The sequence below is a fragment of the Methylophilus sp. E2MeOHC9 genome, assembly GCF_058744375.1.
In genome coordinates, this window is sequence record NZ_CP196024.1 from 1,907,930 (window position 1) to 1,923,942 (window position 16,013).

Annotated in this window: 15 protein-coding genes; 11 read left to right on the forward strand and 4 right to left on the reverse strand. The window is 51.6% G+C overall.

Features of this window, described 5'->3' with window-relative positions:
• Positions 1 to 17: 17 nt before the first annotated feature.
• Complete coding sequence (locus tag ACSSVF_RS09275; RefSeq protein ID WP_492403046.1) at positions 18 to 788, reverse strand: sulfite exporter TauE/SafE family protein; 771 nt, start codon at positions 786 to 788, stop codon at positions 18 to 20.
• Between the two features lie 106 nt (positions 789 to 894).
• Between ACSSVF_RS09275 and ACSSVF_RS09280 the strand changes: the two genes are divergently transcribed.
• The 6 genes from ACSSVF_RS09280 to ACSSVF_RS09305 all read left to right on the forward strand — a co-directional run bounded on the left by ACSSVF_RS09280 (position 895) and on the right by ACSSVF_RS09305 (position 7,359).
• Positions 895 to 1,821: a CysB family HTH-type transcriptional regulator gene (locus ACSSVF_RS09280; RefSeq protein WP_442586784.1), complete on the forward strand. Its 927-nt coding sequence runs from the start codon at positions 895 to 897 to the stop codon at positions 1,819 to 1,821.
• Between the two features lie 142 nt (positions 1,822 to 1,963).
• A complete protein-coding gene (locus ACSSVF_RS09285; protein WP_492406336.1) occupies positions 1,964 to 2,467 on the forward strand; it encodes a DUF302 domain-containing protein in 504 nt (167 codons plus the stop codon).
• 105 nt (positions 2,468 to 2,572) lie between these two features.
• Complete coding sequence (locus ACSSVF_RS09290; protein ID WP_492403048.1) at positions 2,573 to 4,069, forward strand: helicase HerA-like domain-containing protein; 1,497 nt, start codon at positions 2,573 to 2,575, stop codon at positions 4,067 to 4,069.
• Between the two features lie 38 nt (positions 4,070 to 4,107).
• A complete protein-coding gene (locus tag ACSSVF_RS09295; protein ID WP_492403049.1) occupies positions 4,108 to 5,757 on the forward strand; it encodes a formate--tetrahydrofolate ligase in 1,650 nt (549 codons plus the stop codon).
• Between the two features lie 10 nt (positions 5,758 to 5,767).
• A complete protein-coding gene (locus ACSSVF_RS09300; protein ID WP_492403051.1) occupies positions 5,768 to 6,325 on the forward strand; it encodes an IMPACT family protein in 558 nt (185 codons plus the stop codon).
• A gap of 29 nt (positions 6,326 to 6,354) precedes the next feature.
• A complete protein-coding gene (locus tag ACSSVF_RS09305; protein ID WP_492403052.1) occupies positions 6,355 to 7,359 on the forward strand; it encodes an AI-2E family transporter in 1,005 nt (334 codons plus the stop codon).
• A 63-nt stretch (positions 7,360 to 7,422) separates the two neighbouring features.
• Here ACSSVF_RS09305 and ACSSVF_RS09310 read toward each other — a convergent pair whose 3' ends face one another.
• The 3 genes from ACSSVF_RS09310 to ACSSVF_RS09320 are packed head-to-tail and all read right to left on the reverse strand — an operon-like array spanning position 7,423 to position 10,552.
• Positions 7,423 to 8,343 (reverse strand): M48 family metalloprotease, encoded by a 921-nt coding sequence (locus ACSSVF_RS09310; RefSeq protein WP_492403053.1) that lies wholly within the window; start codon positions 8,341 to 8,343, stop codon positions 7,423 to 7,425.
• Positions 8,340 to 8,834, reverse strand: coding sequence for an SH3 domain-containing protein (locus tag ACSSVF_RS09315; RefSeq protein WP_492403054.1), 495 nt, complete (start codon positions 8,832 to 8,834; stop codon positions 8,340 to 8,342). The genes ACSSVF_RS09310 and ACSSVF_RS09315 overlap by 4 nt, the downstream gene beginning before the upstream one ends.
• 11 nt (positions 8,835 to 8,845) lie before the next feature.
• Positions 8,846 to 10,552 carry a CHASE2 domain-containing protein gene (locus tag ACSSVF_RS09320; protein WP_492403055.1) on the reverse strand — a complete coding sequence of 569 codons (1,707 nt, stop codon included), beginning with the start codon at positions 10,550 to 10,552 and terminating at the stop codon, positions 8,846 to 8,848.
• 476 nt (positions 10,553 to 11,028) lie between these two features.
• Here ACSSVF_RS09320 and ACSSVF_RS09325 point away from each other — a divergent pair, with 476 nt between their 5' ends.
• The 5 genes from ACSSVF_RS09325 (at position 11,029) to moaD (ending at position 16,011) form a co-directional block, all read left to right on the forward strand.
• Positions 11,029 to 11,778 carry a PEP-CTERM sorting domain-containing protein gene (locus ACSSVF_RS09325; RefSeq protein WP_492403056.1) on the forward strand — a complete coding sequence of 250 codons (750 nt, stop codon included), beginning with the start codon at positions 11,029 to 11,031 and terminating at the stop codon, positions 11,776 to 11,778.
• A gap of 43 nt (positions 11,779 to 11,821) precedes the next feature.
• Positions 11,822 to 13,363: an alkaline phosphatase gene (locus ACSSVF_RS09330; protein ID WP_492403058.1), complete on the forward strand. Its 1,542-nt coding sequence runs from the start codon at positions 11,822 to 11,824 to the stop codon at positions 13,361 to 13,363.
• 80 nt (positions 13,364 to 13,443) lie between these two features.
• Positions 13,444 to 14,193 (forward strand): hypothetical protein, encoded by a 750-nt coding sequence (locus ACSSVF_RS09335; protein ID WP_492403059.1) that lies wholly within the window; start codon positions 13,444 to 13,446, stop codon positions 14,191 to 14,193.
• Positions 14,194 to 14,368: 175 nt separating this feature from the next.
• Positions 14,369 to 15,757, forward strand: a complete 1,389-nt coding sequence (locus tag ACSSVF_RS09340; protein ID WP_492403061.1) for a DNA recombination protein RmuC — start codon at positions 14,369 to 14,371, stop codon at positions 15,755 to 15,757.
• Positions 15,754 to 16,011, forward strand: coding sequence for a molybdopterin converting factor subunit 1 (gene moaD, locus ACSSVF_RS09345; protein WP_492403062.1), 258 nt, complete (start codon positions 15,754 to 15,756; stop codon positions 16,009 to 16,011). Before ACSSVF_RS09340 ends, moaD begins: the two co-directional genes overlap by 4 nt.
• The last annotated feature ends 2 nt before the right edge of the window (positions 16,012 to 16,013 follow it).

Consider the following 16,013-nt stretch of genomic DNA (forward strand, 5'->3'; position numbering starts at 1 on the left):
TGCGAAGAGGCAGTATTTTAATGGAAAACCAGCTTAAAGCCTACATAAATCAATATCATAGCCAGTACAATACGCACCCAGTGCTCGGCAACCCTAGAACTCATGTGGCTGCCAAGGTAGATGCCGGGGATAGAACCTATCAATAATGTACCCAGCAAGGTGTAGTCTATCGTGCCCAGAGTGGCATGTCCTGCACCTGCCACTAGCGTCAATGGCACCGCATGCGCGATATCACTGCCGACAATAGTGGTGATCTTTTCTTTAGGGTAGAGCATGATGAGCGCGGTTACGCCCAATGCGCCGGCACCTACTGAAGTGAGTGTCACCAATCCCCCCAGTATGATGCCGAGCATGACAGTTGCCATGGGAACATAGCGCTCAGGCACCCACTCTCCATTTGAAACTAAAGAATGCAGCTTGTTGCGCAGCAATACGGCTACAGAAGTGATAATCAGCGCAATGCCCAGCCAGAACTTAATGGTGGAGACAGCATTACCAGATTGCAAGTCCATATTCTGCAACGCCCATAACGTGACCATGGAAGCAGGTACGCTGCCTAGTGCCAGGCGTTTGACGATACGCCAGTCAATGTTCCCCAGTTTGCCATGTGCAAAAATACCGACGGATTTGGTGATGGATGCATACAACAGGTCTGTGCCAACAGCGACTGCGGGTTTGATGTTATAAACCAGCAGCAGGATAGGGGTCATTAATGAGCCGCCACCAACGCCGGTAAGGCCCACCAAAAAGCCGACAATAAACCCTGCCAGTATGTATCCGAATTCCATGAGGAGTATCTTCTAAACTTTAGTGCGCGAAATGTACCAGATTTTTAATTATTGATTTAATAACCAGTTGTTCTATGATATAGCTTTTGGTTATATTGAGCTGGTAATGAAATTCCATCAATTACGCTATGTACACGAGGTTGTCCGGCAGCAACTGAACATCTCTTCCGCGTCAGAAGTCCTGCATACTTCCCAGCCCGGCGTCAGCAAACAGATCCAGTTGCTGGAAGAAGAACTCGGCCTGCAGATATTCCAGCGTAATGGCAAACGCCTGATAGGCGTGACTGAGCCTGGTCGGAAAATCGTTGACCTGGCGGCGCGCGTGATCCTGGATATGCAGAATATCAAACGTGTTGGCGATGAATATAGCCAGGAAGACAGCGGCGAACTGACCATTGCCACCACGCACACGCAGGCGCGCTACCGCTTGCCCTCTGCGGTCAAACAATTCATGGCGCAATACCCCAATGTCAAACTGGCGATCCATCAGGGCAACCCGGCGCAAGTCACCGAGCATGTGGCTTCAGGTGAAGCGGATATTGGCATTGCCACTGAAAACATCAGTGACGATGAACGTTTGTCCTGCCTGTCCTGCTATGAGTGGAACCGTTGCCTGGTCGTCCCGCCGCAACATCCTTTGCTGGAAAAAAGCAGGCTTACGCTCAAAGACCTGGCTGATTACCCGCTCATTACTTATGACTTTGCATTTACCGGCGGTACACTGGTCTCGAAAGTGTTCCACGACGCAGGCTTGCAACCGAATGTGGTGTTTACCGCGATCGATGCCGACGTGATTAAAACCTATGTCAACCTCGGCCTGGGGATAGGCTTGATCGCCAATATGGCCTATGACGAAACGCGCGACGCGCCGCTCAAAAGCCTGGATTGCAGTCACCTGTTCCCCAACAGTACGACGTTTTTGGGCGTCAGGCGCGACGCGTTTTTGCGTGACTATATGCTGAATTTTATTACCATGCTGTCGCCGCAATATGACAAACGCACCGTGCAGCGGGCGTTTCACCAGGACCTTTAATTGAAAGCGGTGATTCATTTGTAACTATAGTCACCAATCAGCATCCGGCTTTATGCTGTCATAGGCTGGATATTCAGAATAAGGGATTCTTATGCGTCACTGGCTTGCTTGCGTGTGTTATTTGCTGTGGTTGATGTTACCGATGTGCTTGAACGCAGCCCCCCTGAATGATCAGGCCCATGTGCGTGTGATCGGCCATGGCATGCCGGATGTTGACCTGGATAACGCGATTTACGAAGTGCCGGTTGCAGCCAATGTCAGCTACCAGGATCTGGTGGATAGCTTGAAATCCCTTTCCGAAGGCATGAATTTTGTCAGCCCGGCCAATTTCCCGATCGGCGAACATATGAAACTGCGCGGGCAGGATCCACAAGGCATCAAGGAAGTACGTACATTCTGTAATCTGAGTATGGGCACCGAAATTATCCTGGATCATCCCGAGTTTCTGGTGTTTGCGCCTTGCCGAGTGGCCATTTATGAAAAACCGGATGCACAAGGCAAACGGCGCCTATATTTAGGACTGGACAGGCCGACGCATGATTTAAAGAATATCAAGCATCCCACGGCCAGGGCGCAGGCCTCTGCCCAGCAACTGGAAGATGCGCTCATCAGCCTGATGGAAAAAGCACGACGCGGCGACTTTTAAGTGCCTAAGCGCTTTTAAAGCACATGCTTTTTGGCTGACTGCCTTCCCCTTTTCCAGCCCTTCACCTATACTCAAACCAACCCATTATTTATCCGAGTCCTTGCCATGATAGAACCCATGCTCATCGCCAAAAATAACGAAACCGACAGCGTGATGCTGCCAAGAATGGCTAACCGCCATGGCCTGATCGCCGGGGCGACCGGGACTGGTAAAACCGTGACCTTGCAAAGCCTGGCCGAGCAGTTTTCACGTATTGGTGTGCCGGTGTTTATGGCGGACGTAAAAGGGGATTTGTCCGGCATGAGCCAGGTCGGTGGCGGCAATGCCAAAGTCGAAGCGCGCGTGCAACAACTGGCACTCACTGGCTACACTAATAAAGCCTATCCTGTCATGTTCTGGGATATGTTTGGCGAAAAAGGCCATCCGGTACGCACCACCCTGAGTGAAATGGGGCCGTTACTGCTTTCACGCATGCTCAACTTGAATGAGGTGCAAAGCGGCGTGCTGAATGCCATTTTCAAGGTGGCAGACGACAATGGCATGTTGCTGCTGGACCTCAAGGATTTACGCGCCATGGCGCAGCATTGCGCCGAAAATGCAGCGACCTACCAGACGCAATACGGCAATATTTCAACCGCCAGCGTGGGCGCGATCCAGCGGTCATTACTGCAACTGGAAACCGAGGGCGGCGATGTGCTATTTGGTGAGCCAGCGCTGAACCTGGAGGACATGATGCAAACCGATGCCAAAGGCCTGGGTTATATCAATATCCTGGCGGCGGACAAGTTGCTGAATGCACCACGCGTGTATGCCACTTTATTGCTATGGTTATTATCCGAACTGTTTGAAAAACTACCGGAAGTCGGCGACCTGGAGAAACCAAAACTGGTGTTTTTCTTTGATGAAGCGCATTTGTTATTTAATGATGCGCCTGCCATGTTGATGCAAAAGATCGAACAAGTGGTGCGCCTGGTGCGTTCTAAAGGTGTCGGTATCTATTTCGTATCGCAAAACCCGCTGGATATCCCGGATGTCGTGCTCGGGCAATTGGGCAACCGCGTGCAGCATGCTTTGCGCGCATTTACGCCACGTGACCAGAAAGCGGTACAAGTCGCGGCGCAAACTTTCAGGGCGAACCCCAAATTGAATGTAGCGACCGTGATCACCGAGTTAGGGGTAGGCGAAGCGCTGGTTTCGTTTCTGGATGAGAAGGGCGCACCCACACCGGTTGAGCGTACCTTTATCTGTCCGCCGGAAAGCCGGGTTGGCCCGGCTACCGATGCCGAGCGTAACCAGGCGATGCAGCAATCACTGGTGGCCGGTGTGTATGACAAACTGGTGGACAGGGAATCGGCCTATGAGATCCTCAAACAGCGGGCTGAACAGGCCGCTACTGCCACCCAGGAGAAAGCAACACAGGAGCAGGAATCTTCTTCAGGATTCGATTTGGGGGGCATCCTCAGTGGTAAATCGAGTCGTTCGGACTCGGTGCTGGAATCGGCCGCGAAATCAGCGGCACGTGCCATTGGCTCACAGCTGGGGCGAGCCATCATCAGGGGCGTGCTGGGGTCTATTCTCGGGGGCAGCAAGTCTAAACGCTAATCAAGACACCATTTGAATCTCAGGACACTGGAAAACGCATGTTAAGCGATATCGAAATAGCACAAGCAGCGACACTGCAGCCCATACACGATATCGCGCAGCAATTGGGCCTTGCGCCTGCTGACTTGCATTTTTACGGCCAGCATATGGCCAAGTTAACGCAGGCGACAGTGAATCAATTACACGCACGGCCCGCCCGCGCGAAACTGATCCTGGTCACGGCTATTAATCCTACCCCCGCAGGCGAAGGCAAAACCACCACCACGGTGGGATTAACCGATGCCTTGAACCTGGCGGGCTATAAGGCACTGGCCTGTTTGCGCGAGCCTTCCCTGGGGCCGGTGTTTGGCATGAAGGGCGGCGCAACCGGCGGTGGTTATGCGCAGGTAGTGCCTATGGAAAACATCAACCTGCATTTCACGGGTGATTTCCACGCCATCAGCGCTGCCAATAACCTGCTCGCTGCCCTGGTAGATAACCATATTTACCATGGTAATGCGCTGCAGTTTGACCAGGTCAGCTGGCGCCGCTGTATGGATATGAACGACAGAGCGCTACGCAGAATCACGATTAATCAGCCAACTTCTTATGACACCGGTTTTGATATTACCGTGGCCAGTGAGGTGATGGCGATTTTTTGCCTGGCGACTGATCTTGCGGATTTAACCCGGCGCTTAGGCCGTGTACAAGTGGGTGTCTCGCTACAGGGCGCGCCTATCCTGGCCAGCGATTTACAGGCCGAAGGCGCGATGACCGCTTTACTGAAAGATGCTTTCCAGCCTAATCTGGTGCAAACGCTGGAAGGTTCGCCCGCCGTGGTGCATGGCGGCCCGTTTGCCAATATCGCGCATGGCTGTAATAGCCTGGTCGCCACACAGACGGCGTTGCGCCTGGCCGATTATGTGGTGACGGAAGCGGGTTTTGGCGCCGACCTTGGCGCTGAAAAATTCATGGATATCAAATGCCGCCAGTCTGGCCTGCGGCCGGATATGGCGGTGATAGTCGCCACCGTGCGGGCACTGAAATATCATGGTGGCGTAGAAGTGGCTGATCTGAATAATGAAAATTTGCCAGCGCTCTCAGTCGGTATGGCTAACCTGAAAAAACATGTAGATAACATGCGCCAGCATTTTGGTTTGCCGGTATTGGTCGCACTGAACCACTTTACACATGATACCGAGGCTGAAGTTGCATTGTTACAGTCCTCTGTTGAATCCTGGGGAAGCAGCTTGCATGTTTGCCGGCATTGGGCACAAGGTGGTAAAGGTGCGCTTGACTTGGCACATGCGGTCGCCAACATGGCGCAACAAACAGCCAGTCCAACATTGCTCTATCAGGATGATTTATCACTGACTGCTAAGCTGCAAGCCATTGCACAATCATTGTATGGTGCTCAGGATGTGACATTCAGCGCGCAGGCAGAACAACAGTTAGAGGCCTTAGCCGAAGCAAGTCGCGGATTGCCGGTGTGCGTAGCCAAAACACAATATTCATTATCCTGTGATGCCAAGTTACGCAACGTACCGGAAGGGCATACCTTGCATGTACGCGAGTTGCGATTATCGCGTGGTGCCGGTTTCGTTGTCGCTGTATGTGGCGACATCATGACCATGCCCGGCTTGCCGAAACAGCCCGCCAGCCACCGTATCAGCGTTGATGCCAGTGGTAGAATAAGCGGCCTTTCCTGAAATCTTAGTCATGCAGACGTTTAGTCAACTCGGCCAGGCCGATCAAACCATCAATAAATCACGCTTTATCGCCCGTGCTGGCCGTTGTGAAAACGAGCGTGAACTCGCATTGTTTTTACGCCAGTTTGCCAGTGAACATCAGAGTGCAGGCCATTTGGCCTATGCTTTCCGCATGAAAACGGCTGAAGGTATCGTGGCACGTTTTTCTGACGCGGGCGAACCTGCGGGCACCGCCGGTAAACCGATACAGCAAATGCTGGACGGGCAAAATTATGTCAATTGCTGTGTGGCGGTGATACGTTATTATGGTGGCATTAATCTCGGCACTGGCGGCCTGGTACGCGCCTATGGCGGCACCGCAAAGCTGGCGATGGAGCAGGCAGGCAGCATCCCTTTTGTTGAAATGGTGCACCTGAAAATTTCAACGACTTACAAACGTGTCGATGAACTGACCCGCGAAGTGCAGAAATTGCATGGTGAGGTGCTGGACAAACAGTTCGATGAAGCCGTGCATTTCCTGCTGAAATTACCCATTGATGCGGCAAAGCATTTACAGTCCAAATATTAGCCACTTATGATGAAAGCCCGGAGTCTGTTGTGACCCAATCGCAAAAATTCGATATTGCTACCTACGTCTTAATGGCTGTTTTGATGTGGCTGGTATTGAAAGTACAACTGCTGCCAGCGTTGCTGGCGGGTTTGCTGGTATACGAGCTGATTCATGTCATTGCGCCATTGATCGCGCGCCGCTTACCGGGAAAATACGCCAAGTGGCTGGCGGTCGTATTGTTGGCAACATTGGTGATAGGCTTACTAGTCGCCATCGGCATGAGCATTATTACCCTGATCCGCAGTGACACAGGCGGGCTGACCATGTTGTTTGACCAGCTAGCCAGAATCATTGAGGATTCACGCCAGGTATTGCCCGTATGGCTCAATGACCGTCTGCCGGATGATGCGATCACTTTGCAGCATACCGTTATTGAATGGCTGCGTGCGCACTCTGCTGACTGGCAACTGCTGGGCAAAGAGGCCGGCCATCATCTGGCGCATATCCTGATCGGCATGGTCATTGGCGCCATGGTGGCCTTGCATGATGTGCAGACCAAAACCAACCAGCGCCCATTCGCACAGAGCTTGTTACAGCGCATCACGCTATTTGCGCAGGCGTTTAAAAATATCATCTTTGCCCAGATCAAAATTTCGGCCGTGAATGCCAGCCTGACAGCGGTGTACCTGGCGATTATCTTGCCACTGTGTGGCGTACATCTGCCGTTCACCAAAACCATGATTGTGATCACCTTCCTGGTCGGTTTATTGCCAGTCGTTGGCAACCTGATTTCTAATACCGTGATCGTGATCGTGAGTATCAGTCATTCATTTTTGGTAGCGATTGGGTCACTACTTTTCCTGATCGTGATTCACAAGCTGGAATACTTTTTAAATGCACGCATCGTGGGTAGCCAGATCCGAGCGCATGCCTGGGAACTGCTGGTAGCCATGCTGTTGATGGAAGCCACGTTTGGCTTGCCGGGCATAGTGGCAGCACCGATTTATTACGCCTATATTAAAAGTGAGTGCCGCGAGCGCGGCTGGGTGTAGCAATAAAGTGTTGATCATCAATAAGGCCCGCAATTGCGGGCCTTATTGATAGTGTAGTGAGTATTACTTCAGCTTATACAAACGGCTCTCCAGGGTTTTACCGCCACTGATCTTATCTATCTGGTCACCACTCACCAGGCTGAGCTGCGCTACACGGTCATCCGGGTGCGGGTGGGTCTGGAATAGTAAAGCCACGCTGCCATCGTTATTACTCATGGTTTCCATATCCTGCAACACTTCTGCCAGCCCATAAGCCTCGTAGCCGGCGCGCGCCGCCAATACCGTGCCCATGCTGTCGGCTTCATACTCGGCACTTTTATCCAGGTTACGGGCGCTGATTTCAGCACCGGTCGTCACGGCCCGTTGCGTGAGTTTATTTTTGCTGATTTTTTCTTTCAGGAAAGAAGTACCAGCATCCATCAGTGCCTGTTTCTGCATGACTTTCAGGTGATGCCTTTGCACGATGTGTGCAATCTCATGCCCTAACACCCCGGCCAGTTGTGCTTCGCTGGTCAGTCGTTGATACAGGCCCTTGGTGATCAGCACATAACCCCCTGGCGCAGCAAACGCATTCACGGCGCTGCTATCGATGACACCAAAGTGCCAGGGCAGGCTGGTACGCTCGGATTGGCTGGCGACCCAGCGCCCGACTTTATTGACGTATGCTTGTAATTTATCATCATTGACCAGCGGCGCAGCACCGAGAATAGTCCCGGTCACATTGCGGCCAACGGCGATTTCATCTTCCTGGCTAGGGTTTTTCCAGTTGATATTGGCTAATTTATCCTGGGCAGACGCATTCTGGTTATCGGTGGCTGTTGCAGGCTGCTCAGCCTTGTTGTTGCCACCCAGCTGTTCATTCACTGCATCCTTCAGTACGCCTTTCAGGTCTAGGGCAACAGCGCTGCCAGCCATCATGCCGCTGCATAATGCCAGCATGACTGCCTGTTTTAACAGGGCCTTGTTCAATGGATTATGTTTCATTGCTGGCTACCTCCCAGAAAATAAGGGTACTGGCGACTACTCAAACCGCCGCTCGCAGCGAATTGTTTCGCTTCATCCGCGCTCACTGTGTAGCTTTCCAGTTTCTTGGTTTCTGCTTCATTGAATTGTGCGGTTTTTAAATCCTCGGCGCTCAGTCCGCGGATACCTGTCGTCGATACTACTTTGCCAGTACCGCTGCGGCCGGTAGCAACGCCGACGACACCGGCCACATTATTGCCACTGGTGGTATTGCGTTTCACCGTTAATAAGCGCACCCAACCGCTCTTGCCTGCGGATTTGATCTGCAACCATGCGCCTTTTTTATTCAGGATATCTACGGCATCATTTTTATTCACATTGCCGACGACTTTAGCGTCGCTAAAGGCATCGGCGCGCAGTTGGTCAGGTTTCAATACCACACCGGTGTCTGCTGCGATTGCGCTGCTGCAACAACAGGCAGCGAGTAGCGCGACCAGTCTTTTCTTTATCATGTTTCTTTTTATCATCTAGGTGTCTCAACTTTCTCCGTGGTTGATAAATGCGCCTGCTCAAGCTGGATCATGGCTTGTGCAAACAGGAGTCGCCATTGCGCCGCCAGCTGGTCGGCACGGTTGACGATATTGCCCTGGTGCATGCCATAACGAATGGTCGGGTGATTTGGTAGACCGAGCTTGCTCAGTAATGAAGGTAATTGTGCTGCCAGCTGTTGCGCATCCTGGTTGGCTGCTTCGCGATAAGCGGTTTCCGGCTTGTATTGCCAGCTGACAATCACCATGTCACCAAACAAGCCCCAGATACCGCTTTGCGTCCCCAGCAGGATATCGCTCTGGTTGGGTGCACGGCAGGCGAATTCAATTTCTTTGCGTACCAGTTTCATGACTGCATCGCCCAGGGTTTCCGGGCTTTCGATCACGATAGGCATCAGCAACACTTCCAGTTCTTCACTATTAGAAGTCAGCCCGAATGCCAGCCAGCGCTGCAAGGCGCGGTCGGTGGCCAGTGCATAAATCTTGGCGATACCAAAATAAGCCACCGCCCAAATGATGGGCGCGGCGAGATCGAGATAGGTATGGATGAAATTGATCGCCAGGTAAGACAACACCAGCAGGCCAATCTGGCTACCGGTAAAGATGCCGTTGAAACGGTCGCGGTCAACCTTGAAGTAAAACGCCAGTGTAGTCAGCCACACCAGTAACAGGCTCAGCAGGATATAAGGCAGTTTCCCGCGCCAGACCTTCAGGTAATCCTGGTGCAGGGTGTTATCCAGCGCTGTTGCCAGAATCTCCACCCCGGGGAATTGCTTATCCATGGCGGTGGGTTTGATATCAAACAGTGCCGGCGCGGTGGAGCCTATGATGACGATCTTGTCCTTGAATTCATCCTGCGGACGCTTGGGCTGCGAGCTGGCGCTATCGGTATACACTTCGCTGAAAGAAACATACTGATAGGTAAACGGCTTTCCACGCCAGTTCAGCAGCATGTCATCCGGGGTGCTGCCGGTTTCAAACTTCAGGGCATCCGCCACCAGCAAGGGCAGGGCAGGCAAGGTCCAGCCTCTGTCGTGGTGACGCATGCGGTATTGGCGGACGACGCCATCATTGTCTGGGTAAACATTATGCGTACCCATGCGCTGGTCTTTCCAGGCCCCTTTGAAATAGGGCGGGATAGCGGCAAAAGTGGCCTGCAGGTCTGCGTCAGGCTCGTGCGCCAAGCCCGGGATCTGAGCATAAGTGAGCTGGCTTTTGCTATCCTGGCTGGCGTCTAGCCTTAACAACGGGAAAAAGCAGTTTTCACAGGCGGTAATGACATCATTGAAATAACTGTCGCTATCGGGGTTGTAAACATCGGCATCCGAGAACACCACGTCGAAAATAATCGCTCTCGGTTGCTGGCGCTGGATATTCTCCACCAGTTCGCCTATCACCTGGCGCGGCCACGGCCAGCGGCCATATTCCTTGGACATGGCGTCCAGGCTGGCTTCATTGATATCGATAATGACGATCGCAGGGTCGGCAGCCGGTTTGAAAATGCGGTTTTTTACCATCAGGTCGAACGCCTTGTCGCGCATGTTCTGGCCGACATGAAACACGCCTGCATCCAGCAGGATCACCACGCTGAACAAGAGTGCCAGGTAGAGGTAAAAGTTATTTTTCAGCCTGCGGGTCAGGCTGGCCAGCCAGAAACCCAGCATGAGTTTTAGTTTTAGCATATCGCTCCCTTGTGGTGGCCGCTTAGGCCAGGGTGGGGGTTGTCATTATTGGGGTTGGTATTGTTTTGCCACGCCTGCATTGACCCAAACGGGCCATTGAGCGCCAAGTGTAATAGTCCTATTCTAGCAACATCACAAATGCGCAGGGCCGTTTATGAGTGTAAATCTGAAAATTGTATTTTTTGGATTGATGGTACTCATGATCATCAGCATGATGGATGCCTTTGTGTGATTGTGTCGTGTTTTCAAGTTTAAAGTCATTTATAACCCCGTCTCTACGGGGTTTTTTCTTTTCTGGCATAGTATAAAGCGCTGCCCACACCCGTCTGCCAACCAGCCTATAGTCTTACCAGTCACACAACCTTCACGTGAGTGCAACCTTTCTGCCACAGATGTTTTTAACAATACTCAGGTAAATGCGCTGGTGCAAATGCTGGCGTAAAAGTTAATCACATACAATCAGGGAGAACATACATATGAAGCTTAACTCTTGGGCGATGACTGGCATGCTGGTAATGGCGGCACTGTCACCTGCAACACAAGCGGCCGAATTGATTCAAAACGGTGGGTTTGAAACGCACGGTGCGGATAATTACGATATCACCGGCTGGCAAGTGGCCGAACAAGGTGTTTTCGGCAGTGTGCTGGCACAGTCAGGCACCACGACTGAAGTGACTGGCAACACCACTGTGGGCGCGTATCAGGGTAGCTACTATGGCTTGCTGGATAACTATGGTTTATCCGGTAATGCTTTATTCCAGAGTTTCAGCACCGGCGCGGTTTCTTCAGCGACTTTAAGTTTCCAGATGTTTGTGAATAACCAGAACGCCAGCAGCCATGTGGATGCGGCAGGCCTGGATTACAGCGTGGATGCGACTGATAACCCGAACCAGCATGTGCGTGTGGATGTGCTGAAAGCCGGTAGTGACCCATTTTCAACCAGCAGCGCTGACGTATTGCAAAGCCTGTACCTGGGCGGCGCGAATGGCGTGCTGAGTGCTAACAACTACATCAACTACCAGTTTGACCTCACTTCCAGCCTGGCGGCTGGTGGTAACTACGTGTTGCGCTTTGCTACCGTAGCTAACCAGGGTTCATTGCAACTGGGCGTAGATAACGTCAGCATCAATGCGATTTCTGCGGTGCCGGAAGCTGATTCAGCGGCCATGTTGCTGGCAGGCCTGGGCCTGATGGCAGGTGTGATGCGCCGCCGTAACAATGCCTAAATTAAAAACTACGATAAAATCTACATAATTAAAGGAAAACATCATGGACTTTTTAAACTTGAAACGCACAGCTGTCGTCGCCATGCTGCTGGGCTCACAATTCGCACTTTCTAATATTGCACAGGCTGAAGATGCTCAGTTCTGGCTGAATGATGGCGCTGCCAGCCTGAATGACAGCAAAAAGCTGGCACCAAATGCCAAAAAAGCCAAAAACATCATCCTGTTTGTCGGTGATGGCATGGGTATCTCCACCGTGACCGGCGCACGTATTTTTGAAGGCCAGTTAAAAGGCATCGATGGCGAGCGTAACAAGCTGTCATTTGAAGAATTCCCTTACGTGGCCTTATCAAAAACCTACTCTACTAACCAGCAGACTTCTGACTCTGCACCGACCATGACTGCGATTATCTCTGGTGTCAAAACCAATGATGGCATTATTTCGCTGAACCAGTCTGTGCCAAGAAATGAAGCGAATCCAGCGGTCATCAATGCGAATAAAGTGACCACGTTGCTTGAACAAGCTGAAACAGCCGGAAAATCTACAGGCGTGGTATCGACTGCACGTATCACACACGCTACACCTGCTGCGACTTACTCGCATACTTCCAACCGTGACTGGGAAGGTAACGCAAACCTGTCCGCTGCCGCTGCCGCCAATGGCGTGAAAGACATTGCTGCACAGTTGATCGACAACTTTGGCACCGGCAAAATCGGTGATGGTATTGACGTGGTATTTGGTGGCGGTCGTAGCTATTTCCTGCCAAACACAGTGACCGATATCGAAGGTACTAAAGGTCGTCGTACCGATGGCCGCAATCTGCCGCAAGAGTATGTCAGCAAATTTGGTGGTGTGTACATCCAGGACCAGAACGGATTCAACGCATTGAATCCAGTGACCACCAACAAAGTCATCGGCCTGTTCAATCCATCTCATATGGAGTTTGAACAGGACCGTGCTAACGACATTGCAGGCGAGCCTTCATTGGCTGAAATGACCGGTAAAGCGATTGATATCCTGAAGAAAAACCAGAATGGTTATTTCCTGATGGTTGAAGGTGGCCGTATCGATCACGCTTCACATGCAGGTAACGCGTACCGTACTTTTAAAGATGCAGTGGCATTGTCTGATGCAGTACGCGAAGCTGCCAGCAAAGTGAACCTGAACGAAACGCTGATCATCGTGACGGCTGACCATAGCCACACATTGACTATCGGTGGTTATCCTAAGCGTGGCAACCCTATCCTGGGTAAAGTGGTTGAGCCAGGTAAAACAGCGCCAACTCTGGCTGCTGATGGCAAACCTTACACGACAGTGAGTTTTGCTAACGGCCCTGGCTATCATACTAACTCTCCAGGCGAAGCTGTTTACAATGAAGCCATTGCTGCCGGCCGCGTGGTTGATATGTCAGGTGTGGATACCGAAGATCCTGATTTCCACCAGGAAGCATTGGTACCATTGAGCTCTGAAACCCATGCCGGTGAAGAAGTAGCGATTTACGCGATTGGCCCTAAATCTTACCTGGTCCATGGCGTGCAAGAGCAAAGCTATATCTACCAAGTGATGAAAGATGCTTTCGGTTATTAATTGAAAGTACAGGTCTAGTTACTATTAGCTGTAATGCAGGGCGGCAATCTGTCGCCCTGTACCACTTGATGGAAAGAAATATGAAGAAAACTATTCAAACGGTAGGGTTGGCTGCGATGCTTATGGTAGCCGCCAAGGCCAGTCTGGCCGAAGAAATCGTCAATGCACGTTTTGAAACGACACAGTGTGCAACGCCTTGCACAGATGCTTCGGCCAAACGCTTGCAGTGGTGGTTAATGCGTGAAGACGACCAGGTTGAGATCCGCCACCTTTACCAAAATGGCCAGCCAGCACACAACAGCAGCCTGTGGATGAAGAAGCCTGCGGGGCAATATAACTATAGTTATCTGATGCATGAAGATGGCCGCGCCATTGATTACTCGGATGTGGACCTGAAAATGCTGGCGATTAAAACCGACACCAATATCTGGCAGGTGAAATCACAGCTGATCGCCGATGAAGAGCTGGCAAAGCTGAAAAAAGTGCCGACGGATAATCAGAAGCAATATGGCCAGGATGTAGAGAAATACGTTGGTGAACTGGGTAACGGTATTCGCACAGAAGTATTGTGGATGCCGGCGCTGAAATTGCCATATTCAGTGCAGTACCACTATCCTGAGCATACGGTCACTATCCAGATGCAGGCTTTGCAAACCGGAACGCTTGCTGCCACTGATGCAGCTGTGCCGCCTAAAGCCAGCCTGACCACGCTGACTAATCTCCAGCACGTGGATTATGCCGATTTGGGCGATATGGAACATAACCCTTCAGAAATGCAGTGGCTGGCCCGTGCCCACGGCGCACCTGGTTTGCAGGCGCATAGCCATTAAGCTTCGCCTGGCTTGCAGGCGCATAATCATTAGATAGCGCCTGATTCAGAGCGCATCAATATTCAACTTTGTCGCTGATCTACAGTGAGTCTCTCGTCCTGGGAGACTCACTCACATTTCGTTGTAATTTTCCTGAGTCCATGTGGCGGCTACTGTCATCGGCTATAATGCCGGCATGGCACTTCAAATTATTCAATTACTGTTATTGCTGCTGATTATCGGCATATTGATCTGGTATTCACGCACACAACAACAGACATCGCAGCAAGCCTCCCAACAAGCATTGACTCAACTGCTTTCGCAGCAACTGGAAGAAAAGCACCGTTTGATGATGAGCGAGATGCATCAATCGCTGAATCTGCTGGCGGACAGGTTGCAAAGCCTGAATGCCGACCAGCAAGACCGCTTGCGCGCGCAGTTGTCACAGGAGCTGACCGCAACACGCGACTCCATGCAGACATTGCGGGTAGCGATGCAGGAATTGCAGGTGGCCCAGCGCGACCATTTAACCCAAAGCACAGAGCAGCTCAGCCTGAGTTTGCGCAATGGTTTGTCTGAACAGGGCATGTCTCAGCAAAACCTGCTCAAGACCGCGTTGCAAACGACTACGCAGACATTGACGCAAAGCGTTGAAGCCCTGACCAAGATTGTGGATTCGCGCCTGGAAGAAATGAGCGGCAAGGTCTCAGAGCGCCTGGAAGCCGGATTCAAGAAGACCAACGAGACTTTTGTTAGCGTCATGGCGCGCCTGGCCACCATTGATGAAGCACAAAAGAAAATCGATGGCCTGAGCGTCAATATGGTGAGCTTGCAGGAGTTATTGGGCGATAAACGCAGCCGTGGCGCATTTGGTGAAGTGCAACTGGAAGGGCTGGTGCGCAACGTACTGCCAAGTAACAGTTTTGCCATGCAACACACTTTCAGTAATGGCGCGCGTGTGGATTGCGCTTTGTTCCTGCCTGACCCAACGGGGACGGTGGCCGTAGACAGCAAATTCCCGCTCGAAAATTATCACCGTATGTATGAAAGCAGCCTGGGCGAAGTATTGCAGGCGCAAGCAGGCAAACAGTTTAAGGCTGATATCAGGAAACATATCGACGATATCAGTAACAAATACATCATCGCCAATGAAACCTCGGATGGCGCCGTCATGTTCATCCCTGCCGAAGCGGTATTTGCCGAAATTCATGCTTATCATAGTGAAGTGGTCGACTATGCCATGCAAAAGCGCGTGTGGCTGGTGTCACCAACCACGTTGATGGCTGTGCTCAACACCGCCCGCGCAGTGCTGAAAGACGTGGAAATGCGCAAGCAGGTACATATCATTAAAGATGAGCTGGGTAAGTTGAGCAAGGATTTCAGCCGCTTTGATACCCGTATGAAAAAACTGGCGGATAATATTCGCCAGGCGCATGAAAATGCCCAGGATGTGCATATCAGCAGCCAGAAAATCACCAGACGTTTTGCCCAGATTGAGAAAGTAGAACTGGCGCAGGAAGAAGGGCTGGACGCGATGGAGCTGCTGGAAGAGTTAGAAGAGATCGAGAAGAGCAAGCCGTTATGAAGATTACCATTTTGTATTTTGCGCGCATCAAGGAAGTCGTTAATTATTCCTCGGAAGATGTCGTATTGCCTGAAGGCGTAGAGACCATCATTGCTTTAAAGTCATGGTTATCCAAGCGTGGTGCTACCTGGCAGAAACTGTTTAGTGGCAGTGGTGTGGTACGTGCTGCCATCAACCATGAGCTGGTGGATGATATGGCCACCATGGATGATGGCGACGAAGTGGCGTTCTTCCCGCCGGTCACCGGAGGCTAAGC

What these genes read in the sequence shown, in the direction of transcription:
- ACSSVF_RS09335 (WP_492403059.1), top strand. Translation starts at nt 13,444, where the DNA reads ATGAAGAAAACTATTCAAACGGTAGGGTTGGCTGCGATGCTTATGGTA.
- ACSSVF_RS09275 (WP_492403046.1), bottom strand. Translation starts at nt 788, where the DNA reads ATGGAATTCGGATACATACTGGCAGGGTTTATTGTCGGCTTTTTGGTG.
- ACSSVF_RS09330 (WP_492403058.1), top strand. Translation starts at nt 11,822, where the DNA reads ATGGACTTTTTAAACTTGAAACGCACAGCTGTCGTCGCCATGCTGCTG.
- ACSSVF_RS09295 (WP_492403049.1), top strand. Translation starts at nt 4,108, where the DNA reads ATGTTAAGCGATATCGAAATAGCACAAGCAGCGACACTGCAGCCCATA.
- ACSSVF_RS09310 (WP_492403053.1), bottom strand. Translation starts at nt 8,343, where the DNA reads ATGAAACATAATCCATTGAACAAGGCCCTGTTAAAACAGGCAGTCATG.
- ACSSVF_RS09280 (WP_442586784.1), top strand. Translation starts at nt 895, where the DNA reads ATGAAATTCCATCAATTACGCTATGTACACGAGGTTGTCCGGCAGCAA.
- ACSSVF_RS09290 (WP_492403048.1), top strand. Translation starts at nt 2,573, where the DNA reads ATGATAGAACCCATGCTCATCGCCAAAAATAACGAAACCGACAGCGTG.
- ACSSVF_RS09325 (WP_492403056.1), top strand. Translation starts at nt 11,029, where the DNA reads ATGAAGCTTAACTCTTGGGCGATGACTGGCATGCTGGTAATGGCGGCA.
- moaD (WP_492403062.1), top strand. Translation starts at nt 15,754, where the DNA reads ATGAAGATTACCATTTTGTATTTTGCGCGCATCAAGGAAGTCGTTAAT.
- ACSSVF_RS09340 (WP_492403061.1), top strand. Translation starts at nt 14,369, where the DNA reads ATGGCACTTCAAATTATTCAATTACTGTTATTGCTGCTGATTATCGGC.
- ACSSVF_RS09315 (WP_492403054.1), bottom strand. Translation starts at nt 8,834, where the DNA reads ATGATAAAGAAAAGACTGGTCGCGCTACTCGCTGCCTGTTGTTGCAGC.
- ACSSVF_RS09285 (WP_492406336.1), top strand. Translation starts at nt 1,964, where the DNA reads ATGTGCTTGAACGCAGCCCCCCTGAATGATCAGGCCCATGTGCGTGTG.
- ACSSVF_RS09320 (WP_492403055.1), bottom strand. Translation starts at nt 10,552, where the DNA reads ATGCTAAAACTAAAACTCATGCTGGGTTTCTGGCTGGCCAGCCTGACC.
- ACSSVF_RS09300 (WP_492403051.1), top strand. Translation starts at nt 5,768, where the DNA reads ATGCAGACGTTTAGTCAACTCGGCCAGGCCGATCAAACCATCAATAAA.